The sequence below is a fragment of the Nonomuraea sp. NPDC005692 genome (genome assembly GCF_040631115.1).
In the GTDB taxonomy this organism is placed as follows: domain Bacteria; phylum Actinomycetota; class Actinomycetes; order Streptosporangiales; family Streptosporangiaceae; genus Nonomuraea.
Map to the genome: position 1 here is coordinate 118,492 of NZ_JBEXYU010000001.1, position 23,399 is coordinate 141,890.

The following is a 23,399-nucleotide window of genomic DNA, read 5'->3' on the forward strand; positions in this document are numbered from 1 at the left end:
AACCCCCCAAGGAGGCGTCGTGGCAACAACGGCCGCCCATCCACACCTGCACCGGGGACTCAAGCTCCTCGGCACCCTCCTCCTCACCCTGTCCGCCATCACCCCCGCGTCCTCGGTCTTCATCATCGCCCCCGGCGTGATCTCCCAGGCCGGCAGCGGCGCGATCATCAGCTACCTGGCCGGCGCCGTCGTGGGCGTGTTCATGGCCTTCGTCTACGCCGAGCTGGGCTCGGCGTTCCCGCTCACCGGCGGCGAGTACGCCATCACCGCCCGGACGCTCGGCCGGCTGCCCGGGTTCGTGGTGCTCGGGCTGATCCTCATCACGCAGCTGCTCATCATCGCCGTCATCGCGCTGGGCGTGGGCGCGTACCTGTCGGTCGTCCTCCCGGGGCTGGACGGGCCTCTGGTGGCGGCCGTGACGTGCCTGCTCACCACCGTCGTGGCGGTCTTCGACATCAAGCTGAACGCCTGGGTGACCGGGGTGTTCCTGGCCATCGAGATGATCGCGCTGGTGGTCGTGGCGGCGCTCGGCCTGTTCAGCCCGGAGCGGTCGCCGGTCGAGCTGATCACCCATCCCGTGGTCGCGGGGGACGGCGGCGCGCTGGTGCCCGCCTCGCTGGGCCTGATCGGCGCGGCGACCGCGGTGGCGATCTTCTCCTACAACGGGTACGGCTCGGCGGTCTACTTCGGCGAGGAGGTGCACGACGCGCCGAAGAGCATCGCGAGGACCGTGCTGTGGGCGCTGGGCGTCACGGTGGCGGCCGAGCTGGTGCCGGTGACGGCGGTGCTGGTGGGCGCGCCGTCGCTGGAGGGCCTGTTCGGCGCGGAGAACATGATGCAGTACTTCGTCACCGCCCGCGCCGGGTCCGTGGTCAACACGGTGATCTCCCTGGCCGTCGCGCTGGCCATCCTCAACGCCGTGCTGGCCATCATCCTCATCACCTCGCGCATGTTGTTCAGCACCGGACGGGACCGCGCCTGGCCCGCGCCGGTCAGCCGCCTGCTGTCGTCCATCCACGCCCGGTACGGCTCGCCGTGGGTGGCCACGGTGCTGACCGGCGTGGTCAGCGCGGCCTGCTGCTTCATCGACGAGCGCTTCCTGCTGGTGGTGACCGGCACCTCGATCGTGGCCGTGTACGCGGCGCTGTGCCTGGGCGCGATCGCCGGGCGGCGCAACGGCACGACCGGCCACGCGGCGTACCGGATGCCGTGGTTCCCGCTCGCGCCGGTGCTGGCGCTGGCCGCCCTGGCGTACGTGATCTACCTCAACGCGCTGGACCCGGCGATCGGCCGGCCCAGCCTGTACGTCACCGCCGGGATCGCGGTGTTGTCGGCGGCGTACTATCTGGGGGTGCTGCGGCGGCGCGGCGGGTGGGATCTGGCTGAACCATGAGAGTGATCATCTTCGGGGCGACCGGCATGGTCGGGCGCGGCGTGCTCAGGGAGTGCCTGCTCGACGAGCGCGTCACTGCCGTGCTGACGGTCGGCCGGTCGCCCACGGGGACGGTCCATCCCAAGCTTCGCGAGCTGCTCCATTCCGACCTGTCGGACCTGTCGGCCGTCGAGGGCGAGCTGTCCGGCTACGACGCGTGCTTCTTCTGCCTCGGGGTGTCCGCGGCGGGCATGAGCGAGCAGGACTACCGGCGGGTCACCTACGACTACACGCTGGCGGCCGGCACCACGCTGGCCCGGCTCAGCCCGTCCTCGACCTTCGTCTACGTCTCGGGCGCCGGCACCGACGAGCACGGCCGCGCGATGTGGGCCAGGGTGAAGGGCGCGACGGAGAACGCGCTGCTCGCGCTGCCGTTCCACGCCTACATGTTCCGCCCCGGCTACATCCAGCCGATGCACGGCGTGACCTCGCGCACCCGCTGGTACCGGCTGGCCTACGTCGTGGCCGCGCCGCTCTACCCGCTGCTGCGGCGGCTGTTCCCGGCGGCGGTGACGACGACCGAGCGCATCGGCCAGGCGATGATCACCGTGGCCGAGCGCGGCGCGCCCGAACGGATCCTCGGCCCGGCGGCCATCAACGCCTTGTGACAGCGGCCCGTGGCACCGGCCGCACGGCCCGCGGCATCAGCGGCACGGCCAGCAGCGAGGCGAGCGCGGCCAGCCCCCACACCGCCTCCCACGAGGCGAGGGCGAGCACCACCGGGACGAGCAGCGGGGTCAGGAAGCCCGAGGCGAAGCAGGCGGTGCCCTCCAGGCCGAGCGCGGTGCCCGCCCTGGCCGCGCCCGCCATGGCGGCGATCTCGGTGTAGGCGATGCCGTGCCAGGAGTTGGCCAGCAGGCCGCCGATCGCAAGGGCGGCGACGGTGAGCGGGGTGGGCGCCGAGGTGAGCACCGCGGCGGCGGCCATCACGACCCCGGACAGCGTCCCGATGGCGCGGATCCAGGTACGCCGACCGCCGCGGCGGTCGGTGCGCCTGCCGGTCCAGATGCGCGCGGCGCCGCCGCCCAGCTGGGCGACGAGCACGGTGAGGGCGGCCAGGCCGGCGCCGGCCCCCTTGACGTCGTGCAGGAAGATCGCGGTGAAGGACAGCACGGCGAACTGCGGCACGGTGAGCAGCCCGCTGGCCAGCGCCACCCGCCACACGTCCCAGCGGCGCAGCGGGGAGGGGCCGGGTTGCGGGGCGGCGGCCGCGGCGGCGGGCGCCGGCTCGTGCAGCCAGCGCCAGGTGGCCGCCGCCGCCAGCAGGCAGAACACCGCCGGTACGGCGTAGACGGCGCGGAACCCGTACCGCTCGGCGAGCCAGGGCAGCAGGGCGACCCCGACCGCGCCCCCGACGGGGATGGCCGTCTGGCGGACGCTCATGGCCAGCCCCCGCTCGCCGTCGGCGAACCAGGTCATGACGGCCCGCCCGGAGGCGCCGTTCACGCTGCCGCCCAGCGCCCCGGCGGCCAGCAGGCACGCCGCCAGCAGGGCCACCCCGGCGTGCTCGGCCGGCGTGACGGCGGCGGCCATCACCGCCAGCAGCGCGCCCGTGGCGGTCAGCCCGGCGAGCAGCACGCGGCGGTCGCCCCACCGGTCGGTGAGCATGCCCCACGCGATGTCGGAGGCGGCCACGCCCAGCCCCAGGCAGGACAGGACGAGGCCGAGCGAGCCCAGCGACAGGTGGTAGCCCGAGCGCATGGAGACCGCGGTCAACGGGATGCCGGAGAACATGGCCGAGAAGCTGGCCTGGGCGCCGACGCCCACGGAGAGCACGACCCATCGGTGCCGCGCGCCGAACCGCCGCGTCCCGCCGCGGACGGTGATGAGTGTCGCCACAATGCCCCCAAGTAACCGGCTTCAGTGGTTAGCAACCCTGGCAGCGCCGAAAGTAACTTGTCAATGCGGTTACGATCGGAGTCGTGGACTTCACTTTCGTCAGCGGCAACCTCGGCCTCGACCTCGCCGGCACCATCGGCCACCGCCGGGGCGCGCGCATCGACCTGCTGGCCACCCCCGCCGACCTGGCCCGCTGGACGGTCGCCGCCGGCCTCCTCGACGAACCGCCCGAGACCGGCGACGACGACCTGGCACGGGCGACGGCCCTGCGCGAGGCGGTCTACCGGCTGGCCACGGCCGCCCGCGACGGCAGCTCGTACGGACAGGCCGACCGCGACCTGCTCAACGAGACCGCCCGGCGCCCGCCCGCGGACGTCGTGCTCGAAGAGCGCGGCCTGCGGCGCGGCGGCGGCCTGCCCGGCGCGCTGTCCACGACCGCGCGCGCGGCGATCGAGCTGCTCGGCGGCCCGCAGGCGGAGCTGGTCCGCGAGTGCGAGGCCGCCCCCTGCACCCGTCTGTACGTCGACGCCTCCCACCGCCGCACCCGCCGCTGGTGCGACATGCGCGGCTGCGGCAACCGCGCCAAGGCGGCGGCCTTCCGCGCCCGCGCGGGCGCCTGACCGGGATGATGGAATAACGGCGGAGGCCGGGACGCTACGGTACCTGTCAAAGATTCAACAGTCATGGATGGTGACTAAAGTGCAGTTCGGAATCTTCAGCGTGGGCGACGTGACCACCGACCCCACCACCGGCAGGACCCCGACCGAGCACGAGCGGATCAAGGCGATGGTGGCGATCGCGCTCAAGGCCGAGGAGGTCGGCCTCGACGTGTTCGCGACGGGTGAGCACCACAACCCGCCGTTCGTGCCGTCCTCGCCGACCACCATGCTCGGCTACATCGCGGCCAGGACCGAGCGGCTGATCCTGTCCACCGCCACGACGTTGATCACGACCAACGACCCGGTCAAGATCGCCGAGGACTTCGCCATGCTCCAGCACCTGGCCGACGGCCGGGTGGACGTCATGCTGGGCCGGGGCAACACCGGGCCGGTCTACCCGTGGTTCGGGCAGGACATCCGCCAGGGCATCCCGCTGGCCGTGGAGAACTACGCGCTGCTGCACCAGCTCTGGCGCGAGGACGTCGTCGACTGGGAGGGCCGCTTCCGCACCCCGCTGCAGGGGTTCACCAGCACGCCGCGCCCGCTCGACGGGGTGCCGCCGTTCGTGTGGCACGGCTCGATCCGCAGCCCGGAGATCGCCGAGCAGGCCGCCTACTACGGTGACGGCTTCTTCGCCAACAACATCTTCTGGCCCAAGGAGCACTTCATCCGCCTGATCAACCTCTACCGCCGCCGGTACGCCCACTACGGGCACGGCACGCCCGAGCAGGCGATCGTCGGCCTGGGCGGCCAGGTGTTCATGCGCAAGAACTCCCAGGACGCGGTCCGCGAGTTCCGCCCCTACTTCGACAACGCCCCCGTGTACGGCCACGGGCCGTCGCTGGAGGAGTTCACCGCCGAGACCCCGCTCACCGTGGGCAGCCCCCAGCAGGTCATCGACCGGACGCTGGAGTTCCGCGAGTTCTTCGGCGACTACCAGCGCCAGCTGTTCCTCATGGACCACGCCGGCCTGCCGCTGAAGACCGTGCTGGAGCAGCTCGACATCCTGGGCGAGGAGGTCGTGCCGGTGCTGCGCAAGGAGATGGCCAAGGACCGCCCGGCCGCCGTCCCGGACGCGCCGACGCACGCCTCGCTGCTCCAGGCCCGTACGTCCCAGGCCGTCGAGGTCTGACCCCTCCAGGGAAGGAGATCCCCCCATGAAGCTCGTCGTCGTCACGGCCGGCCTGACCCAGCCCTCCTCCAGCCGCCTGCTCGCCGACCGGCTGGCCGAGGCCACCCGGCGGCGGCTGGACGGCGCGGCCGAGGTGCGCGTGGTCGAGCTGCGCGACCTGGCCGTGGACATCGCCAACAACCTGGTGACCGGCTTCCCCGGCACCCGGTTGCGCGAGGTGGTCGAGGCCGTGACGGAGGCCGACGGGCTCATCGCGGTCACGCCGACCTTCAGCGGCTCCTACAGCGGGCTGTTCAAGTCGTTCTTCGACGTCCTGGACAACACGGCCCTGGCGGGCACGCCCGTGCTGATCGCCGCCACGGGCGGCACCGCCCGCCACTCGCTCGTGCTGGAGCACGCGCTGCGCCCGCTGTTCGCCTACCTGCGGGCCGTGGTCGTGCCGACCGCCGTCTACGCCGCCTCCGAGGACTGGGGCGGCGGCGGTGACTCCTTCACCGACGGGCTCGGCGAGCGCATCGACCGGGCCGCCGGGGAGCTGGCCGGCCTGCTGGCGGGCCGCGCTCTCCGCCCCGCCGCGGCGCAGGACGGAGGCGGGGCCGCTGCCGAGGACGAGGTCGTCCCGTTCGCGGAGCAGCTCGCGGCTTTGCGCCCACTGCGCTAGTTTGCAGCGGTGCTGACCGCTACGTGCCTCTCACTGTCCCTTGCCTTGACCTGCATTTCCCCCGCAGACCTCAACAACCCACACAAGAAGGACATCGCCATGCAGCTGGTGTCCAGCGCGGAGAACTCCTCGCTGGACTGGAAGGCCCAGTACGGCTACATCGAGGACATCAAGGATGAACGCGGCTACACCGCGGGCATCATCGGCTTCTGCTCCGGCACCGGCGACATGCTGGAGCTGGTCGAGCTCTACACCCGGCGCAAGCCCTCGAACGTGCTGGCCAAGTACCTGCCCGCGCTGCGCAAGGTCAACGGCACCGACTCCCACAAGGGCCTCGGCAGGCCGTTCGTCAAGGACTGGAAGAAGGCCGCCGCCGACCCCGTCTTCCGGCGGGCCCAGGACCACGAGCGCGACCGCGTCTACTTCGACCCGGCCGTCCGCCGGGCCAAAAAGGACGGCCTGCGGGCGCTCGGCCAGTTCGCCTACTACGACGCCATGGTCATGCACGGCCCCGGCTCCGACAAGCTCAGCTTCGGCGGCATCAGGAAGGCCGCGCTGGCCAAGGCCGCCTCCCCCGCCCGCGGCGGCGACGAGGTCGCCTACCTCAACGCGTTCCTCGACGCCAGGAAGGCGGCGATGAAGGCCGAGGACGCCCACGACGACACCACCCGGGTCGACACCATGCAGCGCGTCTTCCTCAGGAAGGGCAACCTCGACCTCAGGCCGCCGCTGACCTGGAAGGTGTACGGCGACAAGTACACGATCAAGCACTGATCCGGCGATCAGGGTAGGTTGATGCACAAGCCGAACAAACGGGGTTAATCATGTCCAACGGTGCCCGTCATGGTCTGGGAGTGGTCGCGGGCCTGATCCTTCCGCCGCTGATCGCCGCCTGCCTCATGTACGGCATCGGCGAGCTCGGCCTGACCATGGCCACGCGGTTCAGGGTCTCCTGGCTTGGACTCGCCGTGATCGCGGCGGCGGGGGCCGGTCTCGCGTTCCTGGCCGGCTCGCGTCTGTCACCGATCGCCTCGCTCCTCGGCGGCCTGGCCTACACCGCGCTCGGCCTGGTGCCCGCGGTGGAGCTGGGCGCCGGCTTCCGCGTCATCCCCGACGGGCTGGTCACCGGCAGCCTGGGTGCGGGCCTGCAGACCACCATCTACACGGGGGTCATGCTGTTCCTCGGCGTGGCGCTGCTGGTCGTGTCCGCCTTCCCGTCGCGCTGGCGGTCGCCGGCGCGGCCGTCGGCCTACACCTCCGACTACGGCGCGTCGGGGTCGCCGTACCTGCCGCAGGGCATGCCGCACGACGTCACCAGGCCGATGCACCGCGAGTGAGCCCGGCCGGGCCTGGCAGAATGCGGCCATGCGCGACTCGAAGATCGTCGACTTCCTGGCCGAGCTGGCCGACAAGGTGCCCGCCCCCGGCGGCGGGGCCACCGCCGCCCTGCACGCGGCCCAGTCCGCGGCCCTGCTCGGCATGGTGGCCCGCTACACCACCGGCGAGCGGTACGCCGAACACGCCGAGACCGTCGCCGCAGTGATCGAGGAGACCGACGCCCTCCGTGCGCGGACGCTGCGGCTGGCCGAGGAGGACGCGGCCGCCTTCACCGCGGTCTCCGACGCCTACCGGCTGCCCAAGGGCGAGGAGCGCAGCGTCTCCATCGCCCGTGCCCTGGCCGGCGCGGCCGAGCCCCCGGCCCTGGTGGTGGCGGCCGCCACGCGGCTGGTCGAGCTCTGCGAGCTGCTGCTGCCGATCGGCAACCGCAACGTCGTCACCGACGTCGCCGCCGCCGCCGAGGCCGCCCGCGCCGCGCTCACCACCGCCCGGGTGAACGTCGAGGTCAACCTGCGGGGCATCAAGGACGAGCAGGTCCGCGAGGAGCTGACGGCCCGCCTGACGGGCGTCGAGGCGGCCCTCGCCACGGCCGACCGGATCACCGCCGGGGTACGCGAGGAGATCGCCCGATGAGGACGCTGACCGGCCGCGACCTGGCCACCGCGATCAAGGCCCAGACGCAGGCCGAGGCCGCCGCCGGGCCGCAGCCCAGGCTGGCCGTCGTGGTGGCCACGGCCGACGAGGCCAGCCTGTGGTACGTGCGCTCGATCGCCAAGGCCGCCGCGGGCGTCGGCGTCGCCTGCGACATCGTCGACCTCGGCGCCGACGCCGACCCCGGCAGGATCCACGAGACGCTGGCCGGGCTCAGCGCCGACGACGCCGTCCACGGGGTCATGCTCCAGACGCCGCTGCCCGCCGGGGCCTCGGCGCAGGAGCTGGCCGCCGCCATCGACCCGCGCAAGGACGTCGACGGCGCGAACCCGCTCTCGCTCGGCCGCCTGGCCGCCGGGCGGCCCGCGTTCCCGCCCGCCACGGCGGCGGCCGTCATGGCCCTGCTCGACCACTACGAGGTGCCGCTCGAAGGGCGGCGGGCGGTGGTCGTCGGCCGCTCGACCGTGGTCGGCAAACCGCTGGCCCATCTGCTGCTCGACCGGCACGCCACGGTCACCGTCTGCCATTCGCGCACCCGCGACCTGGCCTCCGTCACCGCCGGGGCCGAGGTGCTGGTGGCCGCCGTCGGCCGTGCCGGGCTGATCGGCGCCGCGCACGTCGCGCCGGGGGCGGTGTTGATCGACGTGGGCACCAACCCGACCGACGATGGCGGGCTCACCGGCGACGTCGACTTCGCGGCGGTCTCCGAGGTGGCCGGCGCGCTGACCCCGGTGCCCGGCGGCGTCGGCCCGGTGACGACCGCGCTGCTGCTGCGCCACACCGCCCGCGCGGCGAACCTGCCCTGAGCCCGACATCCGAGAGTGGAGACCATCGATGGGTGACGTCCTGATCGTGCAGAACAGCAGGAGCGGCGGCCCGAGCCGGCTCGGCGACTGGCTGGAGGAGGCCGGGTTGCGGCTCGACGTGGTGCTCGCGCACGAGGGCGCCCCGCTGCCCGACCGGCTGGACCGGCACGACGCCATGATCATGCTCGGCGGCGGCTACCTGCCCTCCGAGGACGACCGGGCCCCGTGGCTGGCCGGCGCCCGCAGGCTGGTGGGCCAGGCGCTGGCGGACGGCGTGCCGCTGCTCGGCATCTGCCTGGGCGGCCAGATGCTGGCCGAGGTGGCCGGCGGCGAGGTGACCGGCGACACCGGCGCGCCGGAGAACGGCAGCCTGCCGGTCACGATCCGCCCCGAGGCGGCCGGCGACCCGCTGTTCCAGGGCCTGCCGCCGGTGGTGCCCGCGATCGAGCACCACAAGGACGCCGTCACCCGGCTGCCCGCCGGCGCGGTGTGGCTGGCCGAGACGCGCGCCTGCCCCTACCAGGCGTTCCGGGTGGGCGAGCGGGCGTGGGGGGTGCAGTTCCATCCCGAGGTGCTGCCCACGCGCGTGCGCGAGTGGACGCCCGACGGCTTCGACCCCGAGGAGGTCTACGCGGGCGCGGTGGCCGACGAGCCGGTCTCCACACCGGTCTGGCGCGAGGTGGCGATGCGCTTCGCCAAGATCGTCAGCGCCTGACTCCCGCCGTCGCGGCTGCTGATCATGTGACAGGATCCGGACGATCTTCCCCTGCCCGGGGGCGCACGAGAGCCGCCGCCGGGAGTTAGCGTCCGGCCCATGAAGATCAAGATTTTCGCCACCATGGTCGCCGCGGCCGCCGCCGTCTCGCTCGCTCCGTCCGCGGCCAGTGCCGAGCCCCTTCCGTCCAACTGCCACTCCGGGATCGGTTACCGGTCCGCCTATTCCTGGGCGTACTGCACCGGCGGGTCGGGTTACGTGCGGGCCATCGCGACCTGCTCCAACGGTTCCTCCACCGCCAAGTCCTACGGCTCCTGGGTGTGGGTCGGCTCGCAGTCGGAAGCGCACTGCTCCTGGGGGTACTCCACGGCTGTGGCGGGCTCCTACGACATCAAGGCCTACTGACCGACCGCCCACCGCCCGGCTGCGCCCGCCGGGCCGGGCGGTGGGCGGCGCCAGGGACGAATGGCCCTAACGTGGATGGGATGCGGGTAGACAGACTTCATCCCTGGCCGGCCGACGCGGCCGAGGCCGAGGCCGTCCAGGACCGGTTGCGTGGCCGCGTCGAGCTCGCCGGGCCCACGGCCTTCCCCCTGGTGGCCGGCCTCGACGTGCACTACCACGGCGACGACGAGGTGACGGCGGCGGTGGTCGTCCTGGACGCGGCGACCCTGGAACCGGTCGAGCGGGCGGTGGCCCACGGCAGGGCCGTCTTCCCGTACGTGCCCGGCCTGTTCGCCTTCCGCGAGCTGCCCACCCTGGTGGAGGCGCTCGAACGCCTCGCCGTCACCCCCGACCTGCTGGTCTGCGACGGCCACGGCCTGGCCCACCCGCGCGGTTTCGGCCTGGCCTGCCATCTCGGCGTGCTGACCGGCCTGCCCGCGCTCGGCGTGGCCAAGACGCCGTTCGTGGGCGAGCACGAGCCGCCCGGCCGGGAACGCGGGGACTGGACGCCGATCGTCCACGAGGGCGTCACGGTGGGCAGGGCGCTGCGCACGCGGCGGGACACGAAACCGGTCTACGTCTCCCAGGGCCACCGCATCGGCCTGGACACCGCCACGTCCCAGACCCTGCTGCTCACGCCGCGCTACCGCCTCCCCGAGCCGGTGCGCCAGGCCGACCACCTGGCCCGCCACCCCGGCGGGACCTGACCGCCCCCTCAGCCGGTCCCGCCGGGAAGATCAACGCAGGGACGGTCAGCGCCGCCAGGCCCAGACGACGAGCCACACGCTGAGCCCGAAGAGCGTCATGCCCAGCGGCACGTGCGCGGCCACCGCCCCCGACCCGCCGAGCATCGACTGCAGGAACCCGAGCAGCAGCACCCCCAGGCTGACCAGCGCGGGCCAGCCCGCCCCGCGCCCCGGCCGCCACAGCAGCACGGCCACGACGAGCTGGAGCAGGCCGAGCAGGTGGACGGCGCCCGCCCCGGCCCCGTGCAGGCCCGCGCCGGCCCCGCTCATGAGCTGCCCCGCCGTGACGGCCTGCAGCAGCACCGACAACATGCTGAGCGTGGCGAGGGCCTTGAACGCGGTCAGATACCCGCTCCCCTTGACGACCTGGGTGACCACTGGACTCTCCTTCGACCTCGGGTGGACGCCCCCAGGATCGCGCCGCCGCCGGGGCCGGGCATCCGCCGCCCGTCGTCATCGTCGCTACGCCCAGCGTCGTACGCTCACGCCGGGTCGTGCGCCCCCGAGGAGGCCAGCGGGGGCAGGATCGCCTGGGCGTCCGCGCCGCCGAACCAGAGCCCGATCACGAACGCGGCCGTCGCCTCCAGCTGGACGGCCCGGTCGAGGCCGCCGCCGTCCAGCGGGGTGCAGCCCAGGTCGCGGACCAGGCCCCGGACCAGGTCGAGCGCCCGGGCGTCGTCGCCGCACAGGGGCACCGCCAGCGGGCGTCCGCCGAACACGGGCGGCGTCATCCGCCACACGTCCACGTGGCACAGGTTGAACGCCTTCACCACGTGCCCGCCCGTGAGGTCGGCGATCCGGCGGGCGAGCGGACGCGTGACGTCGTACCTGTCGGGAGCGGCGGCGTTCGTCACGTCGATGATCGGCTTGCCGCGCAGGGCCGGGCCGGCGGCGGCCAGCACGTCGCCCAGCCCCGCCTCCCGGACGCCCACCATCACGACCTCCCCGGACGCGGCCGCCTCCGCCCAGCTCCCCGGCCGCGCACCCGGGCGGCCGGCCTGGGCGTTCATGCTCTCCGCGCGGGCACGGACACGCTCGGGGTCGCGTCCGCTGACCGTCACCTCGTGCCCGGCCCTGATCCACTGCGTGCCGAGCGCGTCGGCCATGCCGCCGGCGCCCAGGATCCCGATCTTCATGTCGTCCTCCGTGAGGTGAAAGGGCTTTACTAGGACATGGACTCTAGAAATCCCGTCATGCACCGATCGGTGCCTATCGGAGGCGTTACGTGTTCCTCGCCGACTGCCAGGCCAGACTGGCCTTCGACCTGATCGCCAACACCTGGAACGCGGTCGTCGTCTGGTCGCTGCGCCACGGCCCGTGCCGTCCAGGGGAGCTGCGCGCGCAGATCGGCGGGATCAGCCCCAAGGTGCTCACCGAGACGCTGCGCCGCCTGGAGTTCAACGGGCTGGTCACCCGCCGGGCCTACGCCGAGGCCCCGCCCCGCGTCGAGTACGCGCTGACCGACCTGGGCCGCTCCCTGCTGGGCCCGATCGAGGCGTTCGGCGTGTGGGCCCACGACCACGCCGAGGACGTCATGGACGCCCAGGACCGGTGGACGGGGGCGGACTCCCCCGCTTCATGAGGATTCTTTAACGCTGCGTTACTGAGTAATTACTCTGGGTAGCAAGTCGGTGGTTGTTCCCACCATCCCCAGGAGGTACTCATGCCTGACGTCCAACGCCGCCGCGCCGCCGTCATCGGGGGCGCGCTGACCGCCGCGACCCTCGCCGCGGCCCTCTTCGCGGCGCCCGCCCACGCCGTCGTCGATCCCGCCACCGCCGTCCCGTGCGCGGCCGAGGCTGCCGCGGGCCTGGCCGCCCTGGTGGACCCGGCGGCCCCCCAGGCGCCGGCCGAGATCCCCGCGGCGGGCTGCCTGCATCCCTGACCCGCCGGCCATCGCGCGGGCGGTGCGGCGAGCCACGTCGCACCCCCGCCACCGGCCCTCCCCCTCCGACAGCTCCGACAGCTCCGACAGCGCAATCCCCGTGCCCGACCAGCAGCAGTCGAGGAGTCCCCATTGAAGTTCCGAATCCTGACCAGCGCAGCGGTCCTCGCTCTGGCGGCGGCGGCCGCCGTTCCCCCAATCGCCCTCGGGTCAGGGGGCCGAAACGATCCGGGGAACATCAATGTCCAGGCCATCGTCGACCGGGTCAACATCTTCACGTCGTAGTGAGGCCACCACAGTTGACCGTGGCCGAGTCCGAGTCCGCTCCCCGGCCGCGGAGCACGCTGGAGCACATCGGCTACGTCATGTTCCTCAGCCGGTGGATACAGGCGCCGCTCTACCTCGGGCTGATCGTGGCCCAGATCGTCTACGTGTGGCGGTTCATGGTCGAACTCGCCCACCTGGTCGAACTCGGGTTCGGCGGCAACCCGCCGGAGACCACCATCATGCTGATCGTCCTCGGGCTCGTCGACGTCGTGATGGTCTCGAACCTGCTGATCATGGTCATCATCGGCGGCTACGAGACCTTCGTCTCGCGGCTGCGCATCGACGGCCATCCCGATCAGCCGGAGTGGTTGTCCCATGTCAACGCAAACGTCCTCAAAGTCAAGCTGGCCATGGCGATCATCGGGATCTCGGGGGTGCACCTCCTGCAGATCTTCATCAACGCCGCCCGGCCGGCCATCACCGACAGGGAACTCGTATGGAAAACACTGATCCATCTCACCTTCGTGGTCTCGGCGCTGGCACTGGCCGTGATGGATCGGATCATGGCGGGCGGGCGGCACGTCCAGCAGGCGCACCGGGACCAGCAGCCCGGCGGCGTCGCGCAGGAGCGGGTCGCCGCCGCCTAGCGATCGGGCTGCTGGCCGGCGCGGGTCTGCTGGCCGGCGCGGCGCCGGTGTACGCCTCGGCCGCAGCGCCCGCCCAGGGGCCGCGTCCGCTCATCGGCGACGTGGTCGTCTTCAACGACGAGATCGTCGAGCCGGTGTCGCTCCCGGTGAGCACCTGCGGCGGCCTGCTGCCGGTGCTGAGCGGCGCCCCCGCCGGATGCGAGGGCACGTCCCGGGTGTCGGACGACGACGCCTGAGATCCCCGGCGCCCGCCCGCGGGGGCGGGCGGGCGCCGGACCCCGGCCGGGTCAGCCGTAGAGGCGTTCGAGGACCTCGGCCACGCCGTCGTCGTCGTTGGAGGACGTACGGTGCCCGGCCGCGGCCAGCACCAGCGGGTGCGCGTTGGCCATCGCGTAACCGGCCCCGGCGAAGGCCAGCACGGCCAGGTCGTTGGGCATGTCGCCGAACGCCACCACCTCGGCGGGCTCGACCCCGCGCGCCTGGCACAGCTCGGCCAGCATGCCCGCCTTGGTCACGCCCAGGGCGCTGACCTCCAGGAGCCCCGGTACCCCGGAGTGGGTGACCTCGGCCAGCTCCCCCACGGCCGCCGCCGCGACGGCCGACATCTCGTCGACGGTGTGCGCGGGCGAGAGCACCAGCAGCTTGACGATCGGCTCGCCGGCCTCGCACGCCGAGACCACCTCCCGGTAGTGCCGCACGTCGTGCGCGACCCTCCTGGTGTAGCCGGACTCGGTGAGCACGCCCGTGCCGGTCTCGACGGCGAACGCCGCCCCGGGCAGGGCCGCGGCCAGGCTGTCGGCGACCTTCCTGGCGGCCTGCGGCTCGATCGTGCGGCTGGCGACGATCTCCGCGGCGGCCAGGTCGTACAGCAGGGCGCCGTTGCTGCAGATCGCCAGGCCGGTCAGGCCCGCCTGTCCGGCGATGGCGTGGATGGAGCGCGGCGGGCGGGCGGTGACGAAGACGACCTCCGCTCCGGCGGAGCGGGCCAGGCCCAGGGCCCGCCGGGTGCGCGGGGAGACGACGCCGTCGGAGGTCAGGAGGGTGCCGTCGAGATCGGTGGCCACGATGCGGGGCGGGGTCGCGGAGGTCACGCCCCCTACCGTAGATCCTGGCCGGAAGAGGCTCAGGAGTAGGGTGCCCTCGTGTCCTCCAACTCGGGGCGTTTCGCCCGGTCCGGGCCGCGTCCGGACGACCGGGTCGCCTCCGTCTTCCGTTTCGCGTCGGAGCTGGTCGCCTGGGTCGCGGCGCCGTGGGCGCTGCTTCCCGGGTCGGTGTGGCAGGCCGTGTTGTCGGTCGTGGTGCTGATCGGGCTGCCGTCGGTGTTCGCCACGCCCGGCGACAAGCGGGGCGTGCTGGTCGCCGTGCCCGGGTTCGTGACCGTCGGGCTGGTCGCCCTCCAGCTCGTGGTGGCGGTGGCGGCGGCGTGGGTGGCCTGGCACGCGGCCGTGGCGGCGGCGGTCACGGTGCTGGCGGTGGTCACGGTGGTGCTGGAACTGCCGCGCTGGCGCTGGCTGCTGACGGGCTGAGCGGCCGCGCGGCCGGAGCTGTCAGAGGCGCATCTCGGCGGGGAGGCGGGTGGCGGCGTTGAGGAGCTCCAGGCCGAGCAGGTCGCCCGAGGCGCTGTAGTCGAGGACGACGTCCTCCGAGACGGTCTGCCGTACCGCCTCACCTGGCACTATTTCGTGCTTCATCGCGATGTAGGCGATGTCTTGTCCTTTGTCCCAGGTGACGTACACGGTCCGGGTGAGCTGGCGGTCCGGCGGGGCGTCGTCCGGCTGCAGCAGGCCCTCCTTGGCCTCGTGCGAGCCGGCCAGCGCCGCCCGGACCATGGCCAGCGCCACCTCGACCGCCTCCAGGGAGTCGCGCCCGGTCGCCCGGCGCTCGTGCTCCCACCCGGCCAGCCCGTCGACCCGGTACGGGCACGCCCACTCCCCCGCCTCCTCGTACGGCATGCCGACGGCGACGGTCACCTCGCGCGGCGGGACGGTCTCCAGCACCAGCACCCGCTGGGCGATCTCGTACATGCCGCATGATCTACCCAGGCGCCCGCTTCCGGAAGACCCGCGCCGCGAGCCATATCATCCGGGGCCGATGCGTTCCGGGTTCCGGCGGCGGCGGGTTAGTGTGCGTTAGGGTCGCAAGGGGGCCTAGATGAACGAGTCGTTCGGCACACGCCTGCGTGCCAGGCTGGACAAATTCGGCCCGCTCTGTGTGGGCATCGATCCGAGCCCGGCGTTGCTCGACGCCTGGGGCCTCGACGACTCACCGGGCGGCCTCGAGCGCTTCAGCCGCACGGTGGCCGACACGATCAGCGACGTGGCCGCCGTGGTCAAGCCGCAGTCGGCCTTCTTCGAGCGCTGGGGCAGCCGTGGCGTCGCCGTCCTGGAACGCACCATCGCCGACCTGCGCGAGGCCGGCACGCTGGTGCTGCTCGACGCCAAGCGCGGCGACGTCGACACCACGATGGCCGCCTACGCCGAGGCCTACCTCGACCGGGGCAGCCCGCTGGCCGCCGACGCGGTGACGCTCAGCCCCTACCTGGGGTTCGGCTCGCTGGAGGTGGCGATCACCTCGGCGGTGGCCAACGACGCCGGCGTCTTCGTGCTGGCCCGCACCTCCAACCCGGCGGCGGCCGGGCTGCAGCAGCGGGTGGCCGACCTGGTGATCGCCGGGGCCGCCGCGGCCAACGCGGGCCACGAGCCGTTCGGGCCGGTGGGAGTGGTCATGGGGGCCACGCTGCCCGCGCTCGACCACTCCCTGGCCGACCTCAACGGCCCGATCCTGGCGCCGGGGCTCGGCGCGCAGGGCGCCTCACCCGCCGACGTGGCCCGGCTGTTCGCCCCGGTACGCGGCTCCGTCGTGCCGTCGGTCTCCCGGGCCGTGCTGGCCGACCCGCGACGGCTGCGGTCGAGGACCCTGCAGTACCGGGACGAGTGCGTCATGTACCTGACGTACTGAGCCGGTCGACGGCGGCCAGCACCGCCCGTACCGACGCGGTGAGCACGGAGGTGTCCTGACCGGCGCCCCAGCCGGTCACGCCGCCGGCCGCTCCACCGACCCGGGCCTCCACGTACGCGACGGCGCTGCTGCCCGTCCCCGGGTCCACGGCGTGCTCGGCGTAGTGCAGGACGTCGACCTCGACGCCGTCCCCGGCCAGCGCGGCGGTCAGCGCGGACAGCGGCCCGTTGCCGGTGCCGCGCAGCACCCGCCCCGAGTCGAGGACGCCCTCGAACTCGTGCGTCCCCGGCGCGGTCTCGGCCGTGCGCCAGGAGGCGAACCCGGCGCGCTCGCCGGGCGCGATGTAGGTGGCGTGGAAGAGCGCCCACAACTCGTCGGCGGTGATCTCCTCGCCGCTGTCGTCGGTGGCCCGCTGCACCGCCGCGGAGAAGTCGATCTGCAGGCGGCGCGGCAGGTCGAGGCCGTGGCGGGCGCCCAGCAGGTACGCGATGCCGCCCTTGCCCGACTGGCTGTTGACCCGGATGACCGCCTGGTAGTCGCGCCCCACGTCGGCCGGGTCGATGGGCAGGTACGGCACCTCCCACGGCGCCCGCTCCGGCGGCACGCCCAGCTCGGCGGCCCGCGCGGCGTGGTGGGCCAGGCCCTTGCCGATGGCGTCCTGGTGGGTGCCGGAGAAGGCGGTGTAGACCAGATCGCCGGCGTAGGGGTGGCGGTCGTGCACGGGCAGGCGGTTGCAGTGCTCGACGACGCGCCGGATCTCGTCGATGCCGGAGAAGTCGATCATCGGGTCCACGCCCTGGGAGTGCAGGTTGAGCGCGAGGGTCACCAGGTCGACGTTGCCGGTGCGCTCGCCGTTGCCGAACAGGCAGCCCTCCACCCGCTGCGCCCCGGCGAGCACGGCCAGCTCGGCGCAGGCCACGCCGGTGCCGCGGTCGTTGTGCGGGTGCACCGACAGGATCACCGAGTCGCGGCGGTCGAGGTGGCGGTGCATGTACTCGATCTGGTCGGCGTACACGTTGGGGGTGGACATCTCGACGGTCGCCGGCAGGTTGTGGATCACCGGGCGGTCCGGGGAGGCGTCCCAGAGGGCGGTCAGGTCGTTGCAGACCTCCAGCACGTAGTCGGGCTCGGTGAGGTTGAACACCTCGGGCGAGAACTCGAAGCGCACCGGGAGCCCGTCGGCCAGCCGGGCGACCTGGCCGGCCGCGTCCAGGATGAGCTTGCGCAGGGTGTCGCGGTCGTGGCCGAGCACCACGTTCCGCCAGGTGGGCGCGGTCGCGGTGTAGAGGTGCACGACCACGTCGGGCAGGCCGCGGATCGACTCGAAGGTGCGCTCGATCAGGTCCTGCCGGGCGGCCGTGAAGGCCACCACGGTCACGTCCTCGGGCACCGCGCCGGGCTCGGCCAGCTCCCTGAGGAAGTCGAAGTCGAGCCTGCTGGCCGACGGGTAGCCGACCTCGATCTCCTTGAAGCCCATGCGCACCTGGAGGTCGAACAGGCGGCGCTTGCGCGCCGGGTCCATCGGCTCGGCCAGCGCCTGGTTTCCGTCGCGCAGGTCGACCGGCACCCAGAGGGGGGCGGCGGTGATGCGGCGCGTGGGCCAGGCGCGCTCGCCGGTCAGGGGCACCTCGACCCGCTCGTGGGCGGGCCGGTAGCGGTGGGAGGGCATCGCGCTGGGGCGTTGCCGGTTCCATTCGTACACGTCTTCGTTCCTTCTTCGGCGGTCGGACGACCGGCAGCACCTCGCACGCCGCGGCGGGGTGCCGGTCCGGTCAGGCCCCGCCGCGGCGGCCGAGAAGAAGGAGACCGTACGACGACATGGCGGCTACACTAACCACAACACAGGTCCTCAGACAACCTGAGAGGTACGCATGCCGCTCGGCGCCCTCCGCCGCAGTCCCCTGGTCGACCAGGCCGTCCAGCACCTGCGCGAGCAGATCACCGAGGGCCACTGGCCGGTCGGCACCCGCCTGCCCGGCGAGAACGCGCTGGCCAAGACGCTCGGGGTGGGCCGGTCCACGGTCCGCGAGGCGCTGCGGGCGCTGGCCGGGGCGGGGCTGGTGCGGGCGCGTCAGGGCTCGGGCGTGTTCGTCATCGCCGCGGAGCCGGCCGAGGACTGGCCCGCGCGGCTGCGGCGGGCCGCGATCACCGACGTGTACGAGGTCCGCATGGTCGTCGAGACCCAGGCGGCCAGGCTGGCGGCGGCCCGGCGTACCGACGAGGACGTGGCGGCGATGGAGGCCGCGCTCCGGGCCCGCGAGCGGGCGGCGGGCGAGGACGACGCGGCGTTCGTCGACGCCGACATCGCGCTGCACGCGGCGGTCGTGGCGGCGGCGGGAAACCCGGTGCTCACGGATCTGTTCGCCGAGTTCGCGCCGGCGTTGCGGGAGGGGCTGATCGACATGGTGGAGCTGCTGGAGCTGCGCGAGCACGACCGCAACCCGGGGCACGACGCGCACGCCGCGCTGGTGGCGGCGGTCCGCGACGGCGACGCGGCGGCGGCCGGCGACCTGCTGCAGGCCGAGCTGGAGCAGACCCTCGCCCGGCTGCACACGAAACCCGGCGCCCTGTGACCGCCGGGAGCCGGTCGCGGCGGGTGGGTCAGGCGGGCAGATCAGGCGGTGGGGCCGGCGTCGGGGCGGATGACGTCCTCGCCTTCGTCGTCCTCCTCGGGCGGCTCCTCCGGGGTGGGCTCCTCCTGCTCGTCGGGCGGGTCCGCGGACAGCGGGCGGCGGGTCCTGGGCGATCCCGAGGCGGACCGCTCGGCGACCACGTCGCTCTCCCCGTCCACGCCTCCCACCGCCGCGGGCAGGTCGTCGGGCTTCTGGCTCATGGCCCCCACCTGCCCGTGACGGCGTCCCCTGACGCCCGGCCGGACGTCAAGGGACGGGCTAGGACAGCTCCCGCAGCGCGTCCTCGATCTCGGCCCTGACCGGCATCGAGGTGCTGGCGCCCGCCCGCTGCACCGACAGCGCCGCCGCCACCGAGGCGAAGCGCAGCGCCTCGGCCGGCGCCAGGCCCTCGGCCCGCGCGACCGCCAGCGCGCCGACGAACGTGTCACCGGCGGCCGTGGTGTCCACGGCCTTCACCTCGATCGCGGGCACCCGCAGCCGCTCCCCCGAGCGCGAGCCGTAGAGCGCGCCCCGCGAGCCCAGCGTGATGACGGCCTCCTCGACGCGTTCGAGAAGCGCGTCGAGGGCGGCGTCGGGGTCGGCCTGGCCGGTGATGTCGGCGGCCTCGTGCTCGTTCGGGACGATCATGGTGACCGCGTCGAGCAGCTCGTCGGGCAGCGGCTGCGCGGGCGCCGGGGTCAGGACGGCGGGCACCCCGGAGACCCGGGCCGCCTCCGCGGCGGCCACGACCGCCTCCATGGGCAGTTCGAGCTGGAGCAGCAGGGCCCGCGACCCGGCGATCGTGGCCAGGTCGCCGCCGGACGGCCCGGTCACGGTGCCGTTCGCGCCGGGCACGACGATGATCGAGTTGCCGCCGGCGTCGTCGACCACGATGTGCGCGATGCCGCTGGGGCCGGGCACCTGGCGCAGCCCGCGGACGTCCACGCCGGCCTCGGCCAGGGTGGAGCGCATCTCGGCCCCGAAGGCGTCGTCGCCGACCGCGCCCAGGAAGGCCACCTGCGCCCCGGCGCGAGCCGCGGCGATGGCCTGGTTGGCGCCCTTGCCGCCGGGCACGGTCCGGAACCGGTGACCGGTGACCGTCTCGCCCCGTTTAGGGGCTTGGGAGACGTACGCGACGAGGTCCATGTTGGCGCTGCCGAAAACCGAGATCATGAGGCCATCATCTCCTGAGTACGTCTCGCCAGTTCGCCGAGCCCCACCCCGTCGAAGCCGGTCAGGCTGCTGGCCAGGCTGTCGCGCATGAGCCAGCGGTCCGGCACGCCGCCGTTCAGCGCGCCCGCCACGGACCCCGCCGTGGCCCCGGCCGAGTCGGTGTCCCAGCCGCCGGCGACCGCGCCCGCGATCGTGGCGGTGAAGTCGCCCGCGCCGTGGATCAGCGTGGCGGCGACCAGCGCGGCGTTGTTGATCGTGTGCACCCAGTGCAGCGTGCCATGCCGCTGGTGCAGCAGGTCGATGACACGCTCGAAGTCCGGCTCGCGGGCGGCGTCGGCGACGGCCAGGCCGACCGCCTCGTGCAGGCGGGAGCCGCGCGGCACGACCGACAGGCCCGCCTCGACGGCCTCCCGCGCGGAGCCGGCGACCAGGGAGGCGGCGCACATGGCCGCGACGAACATCGCGCCGTAGATCCCGTTGGCCGTGTGGGTCAGCCGGGCGTCGCGCCAGGCCAGCTCGGCGGCCGTGGCGGGGTCGCCGGGGTTGGCCCAGCCGTAGACGTCCGTCCTGATGAAGGCGCCGATCCACTCGCGGAACGGGTTGCGGCGGGTGGCCGTCTCCGGCGGCTCGAAGCCGTCGAGCAGGTTGCGGTAGGCGACCCGCTCGGCGGTGAACGTGCGGCCGGCCGGCAGCTCGTCCAGCCACAGCTTGGCGACGTCCTCGGTGGTGAAGCCGCGGCCGTGGCGCTCCAGGACGGACAGCGCCAGCAGCGGGTAGTTGAGGTCGTCGTCCTCGGGGATGCCGTCGATGTTCTCGGCCAGGGAGTTGACCGCGCTGCGCCGGTTCCACGGCCACCTGCGCGCGATCTCCTCCGGCAGGCCCTCGGCGGTGAACCAGCCGGTGAGGGGCCAGTTGCCGGTGGCCTCGGCGATCTGCCTGATGCCCGCGCGCGGGATCTTCTCCACCGGCTTGCCCAGCACGCAGCCGGCCGCCCGTCCCTGCCAGGCGCCCAGCAGCCGTACCGGGTCCGCCTTCGCCGCGGTCCCGGCCGAGGGCCAGTCGGGGCAGGCGGCGACGATGGCGTCCAGCTCGGAGGGCTCATCCAGCGGCGACGGGATCGCGGCCAGCTCGTCCAGCAGGCTCTCGGCCAGGGGACGCAGCCGGGCGGCGGCGGCCTCGGAGGCGCCGGCGCGCGGCGGGGCGTCGTGACCTCCCGCCGCGTGCCACCTTCCGGCCAGCTCGCGCACCCGCGGCAGGTCGCCCCTGCCGTCCTCGCCGGCCTGGCGCAGCTCGTGGCCGACCAGGTCCTCCGGCTGGACCCAGGTGAGCCTGATCATCGAGCGTCCAGCTCGGCGAAGGCGGCCTCGTGGGCGCGCCGCCGCGCCAGGTCGTCGGCGTGCACCCGGCGCGCCACCTCGGCGATGGCCAGGCCGGGCGCGACCAGGTCGGTACGGCTGGCCGCCCCCACCTGCTCCACCCACTGCGCGGGCACCGCGGACAGCCCCCCGAGGGCGCCCGCGATCGCTCCGCCCATGGAGGCGATCGAGTCGGCGTCGCGGCCGTAGTTCACGCCGCCGAGCACGGTGTCGCGGAAGTCGCCCTTGGCCGCGACCAGGAACCCCAGCGCCAGCGGCAGCTCCTCGATGCTGTGCACCCGGCTCGGCCGGCGCGCGCCGAGCCCCTGGTCGCGGTAGGTGTCGGCGACCGTGTCGAAGGGCCGTACGGCGGCGCGCAGCACCTCGAAGGAGCCGTCCCAGTGGCCGACGCCGGCCGCGGCCTCGCAGACCGCCTCGATGGCGGCGCGGGTGCCGTCCTTGGCCAGGCGCAGGCAGGCGGCGACCACGGAGTCGACCGTGGCGCCCGGCCGCATGGCCTCGGCGACGGCGGCGGCCATCACGCCGGCCGCCTCGCGTCCGTAGCTGGACTGGTGGGCCCCGGCCAGGTCGACGGCCTCGGCGTAGGCGGCGTCGGGGTCGGCGGCGTTGACGATGCCGACGGGCGCGACGTACATGGCCGCGCCGCAGTTGACGATGTTACCGACGCCGGCCTCGCGCGGGTCGACGTGCCCGTAGTGCAGGCGGGCCACGATCCACTTCTCGGCCAGGAAGATCCGCTGCAGCGGCAGCGCCTCGGCCTCCAGCTCGGGGATCCACCGCCGCTCGCCCATCAGCTCCGGCACGAGGTGGTCGGCCATGGAGTACGCCCCCAGGTGCCCGCCGGCCTTCTCGTACACGCGGATCAGGGCGTGCGTCATCAGGGTGTCGTCGGTGATGTGCCCGTCGCCCTTGTGGTACGGCGCGATCGGCCGGGCGTTGCGCCAGTCCTCGTTGTACGGCGGCACGATGCCCTCGACGCGGCCCCCGTACCGCTCCACGATCTGTTCGGGAGTCCAGCCCTCGGTGGCGCCGCCCAGCGCGTCACCGACCGCCGCCCCCGCCACGCAGCCAGTGGCCCTGTCCTCAAGCGGCGTCATGCGATTCCCTTCGTCAGTTCGATCAGATCCTTGCCCGCCAGCTCCGGCAGGCAGCAGCCCGCCAGTGTGCGGGCCGGCGCGAGCCACCCCTCCGGGATCGCGCCGTACCCACTGGCGGCCCCCGCCAGCGCGCCGGTCAGCGCCGGCGCCGAGTCGGCGAGCGCCGACAGGCAGGCGGCGGCCGGGACGGCGCGGGCCAGGTCGCCCCCCGCCGCCTCGGCCAGCGCCAGGGCGACGGGCACCGTCTGGGCGGCGCCCACGCCGTAGCTGTAGACGTGGTCGAGCAGCGCGGCGTCCAGCGCGGGCACCGCGCCGAACGGGTCGCCGGCCTTCCGCGCCGCGGCCAGCGCCACCCGGGCGTTGTGCCCGATGGCGGTGTCGGCGGGCAGGACGGCGAGCGCCGCCTCCACGGCCTGGCCCACCGAGCCCGAGGCGACCGCCGCGGCCACGGCGGCGGCCATCGCCTGGGCGCCGAGCAGGCCGTCGCCCGCGTTGGTCACCTGGGCGTCCTCGGTCGGGTCCTTCCCCAGCGCCCCGAACGCGACCGCCCGGACGGCGGCGGCGTCGTCGAAGTGGTGGGGGTTGTCGTGCCCGGAGGCCGGCGGCTCGACGCCCCTGGCCAGGTTGTCCAGCGCGGTGGCCACCGAGATGCGCGCCCGGACGCCGGTCAGCTCCCGGAACGCCGCGGCCCGCGGCCGGTCGATCGTCAGCAGCGTCCAGGCCAGCCATTCGGCGTCGTCGGACGGCCCGACGGCCAGCGGCGCGATCGGCTGGTTGAGCGCGAACGGCACCGGCAGCGTGGTGACGCGGTGCTCCTCGGCGAAGGCGTCCAGCTCGCGGTGCAGGCGCCGGCTCCAGGGCGCGTGCAGGGCGGCGCGGTGCCTGGCCGCGGGCCAGCCGGCGGCGTCGCCCACGGCGAGCCCGATGAAGGCCCCCCTGATTCTGTCCCCCGACATGATGA

At 73.9% G+C, this 23,399-nt stretch carries 30 protein-coding genes; 19 read left to right on the plus strand and 11 right to left on the minus strand.

Annotated elements, in window-relative coordinates:
* Positions 1–19: 19 nt before the first annotated feature.
* Together ABZ459_RS00615 and ABZ459_RS00620 are read left to right on the plus strand one after the other, a co-directional pair.
* Positions 20–1,393, plus strand: coding sequence for an APC family permease (locus tag ABZ459_RS00615; RefSeq protein WP_357964254.1), 1,374 nt, complete (start codon positions 20–22; stop codon positions 1,391–1,393).
* Complete coding sequence (locus ABZ459_RS00620; RefSeq protein ID WP_357964255.1) at positions 1,390–2,040, plus strand: NAD-dependent epimerase/dehydratase family protein; 651 nt, start codon at positions 1,390–1,392, stop codon at positions 2,038–2,040. Before ABZ459_RS00615 ends, ABZ459_RS00620 begins: the two co-directional genes overlap by 4 nt.
* Here the strand turns inward: ABZ459_RS00620 and ABZ459_RS00625 are convergent.
* The gene (locus ABZ459_RS00625) at positions 2,027–3,271 is read right to left on the minus strand and encodes an MFS transporter (RefSeq protein WP_357964256.1); all 1,245 of its coding nucleotides are present in this window, start codon (positions 3,269–3,271) and stop codon (positions 2,027–2,029) included. The two genes, ABZ459_RS00620 and ABZ459_RS00625, sit on opposite strands and share 14 nt — an antisense overlap.
* 83 nt (positions 3,272–3,354) lie before the next feature.
* On the opposite strand from ABZ459_RS00625, the gene ABZ459_RS00630 reads away from it, so the two are divergent.
* The 10 genes from ABZ459_RS00630 (at position 3,355) to ABZ459_RS00675 (ending at position 10,384) form a co-directional block, all read left to right on the plus strand.
* A complete protein-coding gene (locus ABZ459_RS00630) occupies positions 3,355–3,891 on the plus strand; it encodes a CGNR zinc finger domain-containing protein (RefSeq protein WP_357964258.1) in 537 nt (178 codons plus the stop codon).
* 79 nt (positions 3,892–3,970) lie between these two features.
* Positions 3,971–5,062 carry an LLM class flavin-dependent oxidoreductase gene (locus tag ABZ459_RS00635; RefSeq protein ID WP_357964260.1) on the plus strand — a complete coding sequence of 364 codons (1,092 nt, stop codon included), beginning with the start codon at positions 3,971–3,973 and terminating at the stop codon, positions 5,060–5,062.
* A gap of 25 nt (positions 5,063–5,087) precedes the next feature.
* Positions 5,088–5,723, plus strand: coding sequence for an FMN reductase (locus ABZ459_RS00640; RefSeq protein WP_357964262.1), 636 nt, complete (start codon positions 5,088–5,090; stop codon positions 5,721–5,723).
* 99 nt (positions 5,724–5,822) lie between these two features.
* Positions 5,823–6,497 (plus strand): chitosanase, encoded by a 675-nt coding sequence (locus ABZ459_RS00645; RefSeq protein ID WP_357964264.1) that lies wholly within the window; start codon positions 5,823–5,825, stop codon positions 6,495–6,497.
* A 50-nt stretch (positions 6,498–6,547) separates the two neighbouring features.
* Positions 6,548–7,060, plus strand: a complete 513-nt coding sequence (locus ABZ459_RS00650; protein WP_357964267.1) for a hypothetical protein — start codon at positions 6,548–6,550, stop codon at positions 7,058–7,060.
* Between the two features lie 28 nt (positions 7,061–7,088).
* Positions 7,089–7,694: a cyclodeaminase/cyclohydrolase family protein gene (locus tag ABZ459_RS00655; RefSeq protein ID WP_357964269.1), complete on the plus strand. Its 606-nt coding sequence runs from the start codon at positions 7,089–7,091 to the stop codon at positions 7,692–7,694.
* Positions 7,691–8,518 (plus strand): bifunctional 5,10-methylenetetrahydrofolate dehydrogenase/5,10-methenyltetrahydrofolate cyclohydrolase, encoded by an 828-nt coding sequence (locus ABZ459_RS00660; RefSeq protein WP_357964270.1) that lies wholly within the window; start codon positions 7,691–7,693, stop codon positions 8,516–8,518. The genes ABZ459_RS00655 and ABZ459_RS00660 overlap by 4 nt, the downstream gene beginning before the upstream one ends.
* 28 nt (positions 8,519–8,546) lie before the next feature.
* On the plus strand, positions 8,547–9,233 hold the full coding sequence (locus ABZ459_RS00665) for a type 1 glutamine amidotransferase (RefSeq protein ID WP_357964272.1): 687 nt from the start codon (positions 8,547–8,549) through the stop codon (positions 9,231–9,233).
* Between the two features lie 99 nt (positions 9,234–9,332).
* Positions 9,333–9,638 carry a hypothetical protein gene (locus ABZ459_RS00670; protein ID WP_357964274.1) on the plus strand — a complete coding sequence of 102 codons (306 nt, stop codon included), beginning with the start codon at positions 9,333–9,335 and terminating at the stop codon, positions 9,636–9,638.
* 80 nt (positions 9,639–9,718) lie between these two features.
* The gene (locus ABZ459_RS00675) at positions 9,719–10,384 is read left to right on the plus strand and encodes an endonuclease V (RefSeq protein WP_357964275.1); all 666 of its coding nucleotides are present in this window, start codon (positions 9,719–9,721) and stop codon (positions 10,382–10,384) included.
* A 45-nt stretch (positions 10,385–10,429) separates the two neighbouring features.
* Here the strand turns inward: ABZ459_RS00675 and ABZ459_RS00680 are convergent, their stop codons facing one another.
* Both ABZ459_RS00680 and ABZ459_RS00685 read right to left on the minus strand, forming a co-directional pair.
* A complete protein-coding gene (locus ABZ459_RS00680) occupies positions 10,430–10,801 on the minus strand; it encodes a hypothetical protein (protein WP_357964277.1) in 372 nt (123 codons plus the stop codon).
* Positions 10,802–10,905: 104 nt separating this feature from the next.
* Positions 10,906–11,559 carry an NAD(P)-binding domain-containing protein gene (locus tag ABZ459_RS00685; protein WP_357964278.1) on the minus strand — a complete coding sequence of 218 codons (654 nt, stop codon included), beginning with the start codon at positions 11,557–11,559 and terminating at the stop codon, positions 10,906–10,908.
* Between the two features lie 89 nt (positions 11,560–11,648).
* On the opposite strand from ABZ459_RS00685, the gene ABZ459_RS00690 reads away from it, so the two are divergent.
* The 4 genes from ABZ459_RS00690 to ABZ459_RS00705 all read left to right on the plus strand — a co-directional run bounded on the left by ABZ459_RS00690 (position 11,649) and on the right by ABZ459_RS00705 (position 13,458).
* Positions 11,649–12,005: a helix-turn-helix domain-containing protein gene (locus tag ABZ459_RS00690; protein ID WP_357964280.1), complete on the plus strand. Its 357-nt coding sequence runs from the start codon at positions 11,649–11,651 to the stop codon at positions 12,003–12,005.
* Between the two features lie 81 nt (positions 12,006–12,086).
* Positions 12,087–12,308: a hypothetical protein gene (locus tag ABZ459_RS00695; RefSeq protein WP_357964282.1), complete on the plus strand. Its 222-nt coding sequence runs from the start codon at positions 12,087–12,089 to the stop codon at positions 12,306–12,308.
* A gap of 305 nt (positions 12,309–12,613) precedes the next feature.
* On the plus strand, positions 12,614–13,222 hold the full coding sequence (locus ABZ459_RS00700; protein WP_357964284.1) for a TIGR00645 family protein: 609 nt from the start codon (positions 12,614–12,616) through the stop codon (positions 13,220–13,222).
* 47 nt (positions 13,223–13,269) lie between these two features.
* Complete coding sequence (locus tag ABZ459_RS00705) at positions 13,270–13,458, plus strand: hypothetical protein (protein WP_357964286.1); 189 nt, start codon at positions 13,270–13,272, stop codon at positions 13,456–13,458.
* Positions 13,459–13,509: 51 nt separating this feature from the next.
* On the opposite strand, the gene ABZ459_RS00710 is transcribed toward ABZ459_RS00705, so the two are convergent.
* A complete protein-coding gene (locus tag ABZ459_RS00710; RefSeq protein WP_357964288.1) occupies positions 13,510–14,313 on the minus strand; it encodes a Cof-type HAD-IIB family hydrolase in 804 nt (267 codons plus the stop codon).
* 51 nt (positions 14,314–14,364) lie between these two features.
* On the opposite strand from ABZ459_RS00710, the gene ABZ459_RS00715 reads away from it, so the two are divergent.
* Complete coding sequence (locus ABZ459_RS00715; protein ID WP_357964290.1) at positions 14,365–14,748, plus strand: hypothetical protein; 384 nt, start codon at positions 14,365–14,367, stop codon at positions 14,746–14,748.
* A gap of 21 nt (positions 14,749–14,769) precedes the next feature.
* Here ABZ459_RS00715 and ABZ459_RS00720 read toward each other — a convergent pair whose 3' ends face one another.
* A complete protein-coding gene (locus ABZ459_RS00720) occupies positions 14,770–15,246 on the minus strand; it encodes a DUF2283 domain-containing protein (RefSeq protein WP_357964292.1) in 477 nt (158 codons plus the stop codon).
* A gap of 127 nt (positions 15,247–15,373) precedes the next feature.
* Between ABZ459_RS00720 and pyrF the strand changes: the two genes are divergently transcribed.
* Complete coding sequence (pyrF, locus tag ABZ459_RS00725) at positions 15,374–16,180, plus strand: orotidine-5'-phosphate decarboxylase (RefSeq protein WP_357964294.1); 807 nt, start codon at positions 15,374–15,376, stop codon at positions 16,178–16,180.
* On the opposite strand, the gene leuA is transcribed toward pyrF, so the two are convergent.
* Entirely contained in the window at positions 16,161–17,849 is a 1,689-nt protein-coding gene (gene leuA, locus ABZ459_RS00730) for a 2-isopropylmalate synthase (RefSeq protein ID WP_357965834.1), read from the minus strand. The genes pyrF and leuA overlap by 20 nt on opposite strands.
* A gap of 202 nt (positions 17,850–18,051) precedes the next feature.
* Between leuA and ABZ459_RS00735 the strand changes: the two genes are divergently transcribed.
* On the plus strand, positions 18,052–18,753 hold the full coding sequence (locus ABZ459_RS00735; protein ID WP_357964295.1) for an FCD domain-containing protein: 702 nt from the start codon (positions 18,052–18,054) through the stop codon (positions 18,751–18,753).
* Between the two features lie 41 nt (positions 18,754–18,794).
* On the opposite strand, the gene ABZ459_RS00740 is transcribed toward ABZ459_RS00735, so the two are convergent.
* The 5 genes from ABZ459_RS00740 to ABZ459_RS00760 are packed head-to-tail and all read right to left on the minus strand — an operon-like array spanning position 18,795 to position 23,394.
* Positions 18,795–19,013, minus strand: coding sequence for a hypothetical protein (locus ABZ459_RS00740; protein ID WP_357964297.1), 219 nt, complete (start codon positions 19,011–19,013; stop codon positions 18,795–18,797).
* A 58-nt stretch (positions 19,014–19,071) separates the two neighbouring features.
* Positions 19,072–19,965 (minus strand): ribokinase, encoded by an 894-nt coding sequence (gene rbsK / locus ABZ459_RS00745; protein WP_357964299.1) that lies wholly within the window; start codon positions 19,963–19,965, stop codon positions 19,072–19,074.
* The gene (locus ABZ459_RS00750; RefSeq protein WP_357964301.1) at positions 19,962–21,302 is read right to left on the minus strand and encodes an ADP-ribosylglycohydrolase family protein; all 1,341 of its coding nucleotides are present in this window, start codon (positions 21,300–21,302) and stop codon (positions 19,962–19,964) included. Before ABZ459_RS00750 ends, rbsK begins: the two co-directional genes overlap by 4 nt.
* Positions 21,299–22,438 (minus strand): ADP-ribosylglycohydrolase family protein, encoded by a 1,140-nt coding sequence (locus ABZ459_RS00755; RefSeq protein WP_357964302.1) that lies wholly within the window; start codon positions 22,436–22,438, stop codon positions 21,299–21,301. Before ABZ459_RS00755 ends, ABZ459_RS00750 begins: the two co-directional genes overlap by 4 nt.
* Positions 22,435–23,394 (minus strand): ADP-ribosylglycohydrolase family protein, encoded by a 960-nt coding sequence (locus tag ABZ459_RS00760; RefSeq protein WP_357964303.1) that lies wholly within the window; start codon positions 23,392–23,394, stop codon positions 22,435–22,437. The genes ABZ459_RS00755 and ABZ459_RS00760 overlap by 4 nt, the downstream gene beginning before the upstream one ends.
* Positions 23,395–23,399: the final 5 nt, after the last annotated feature.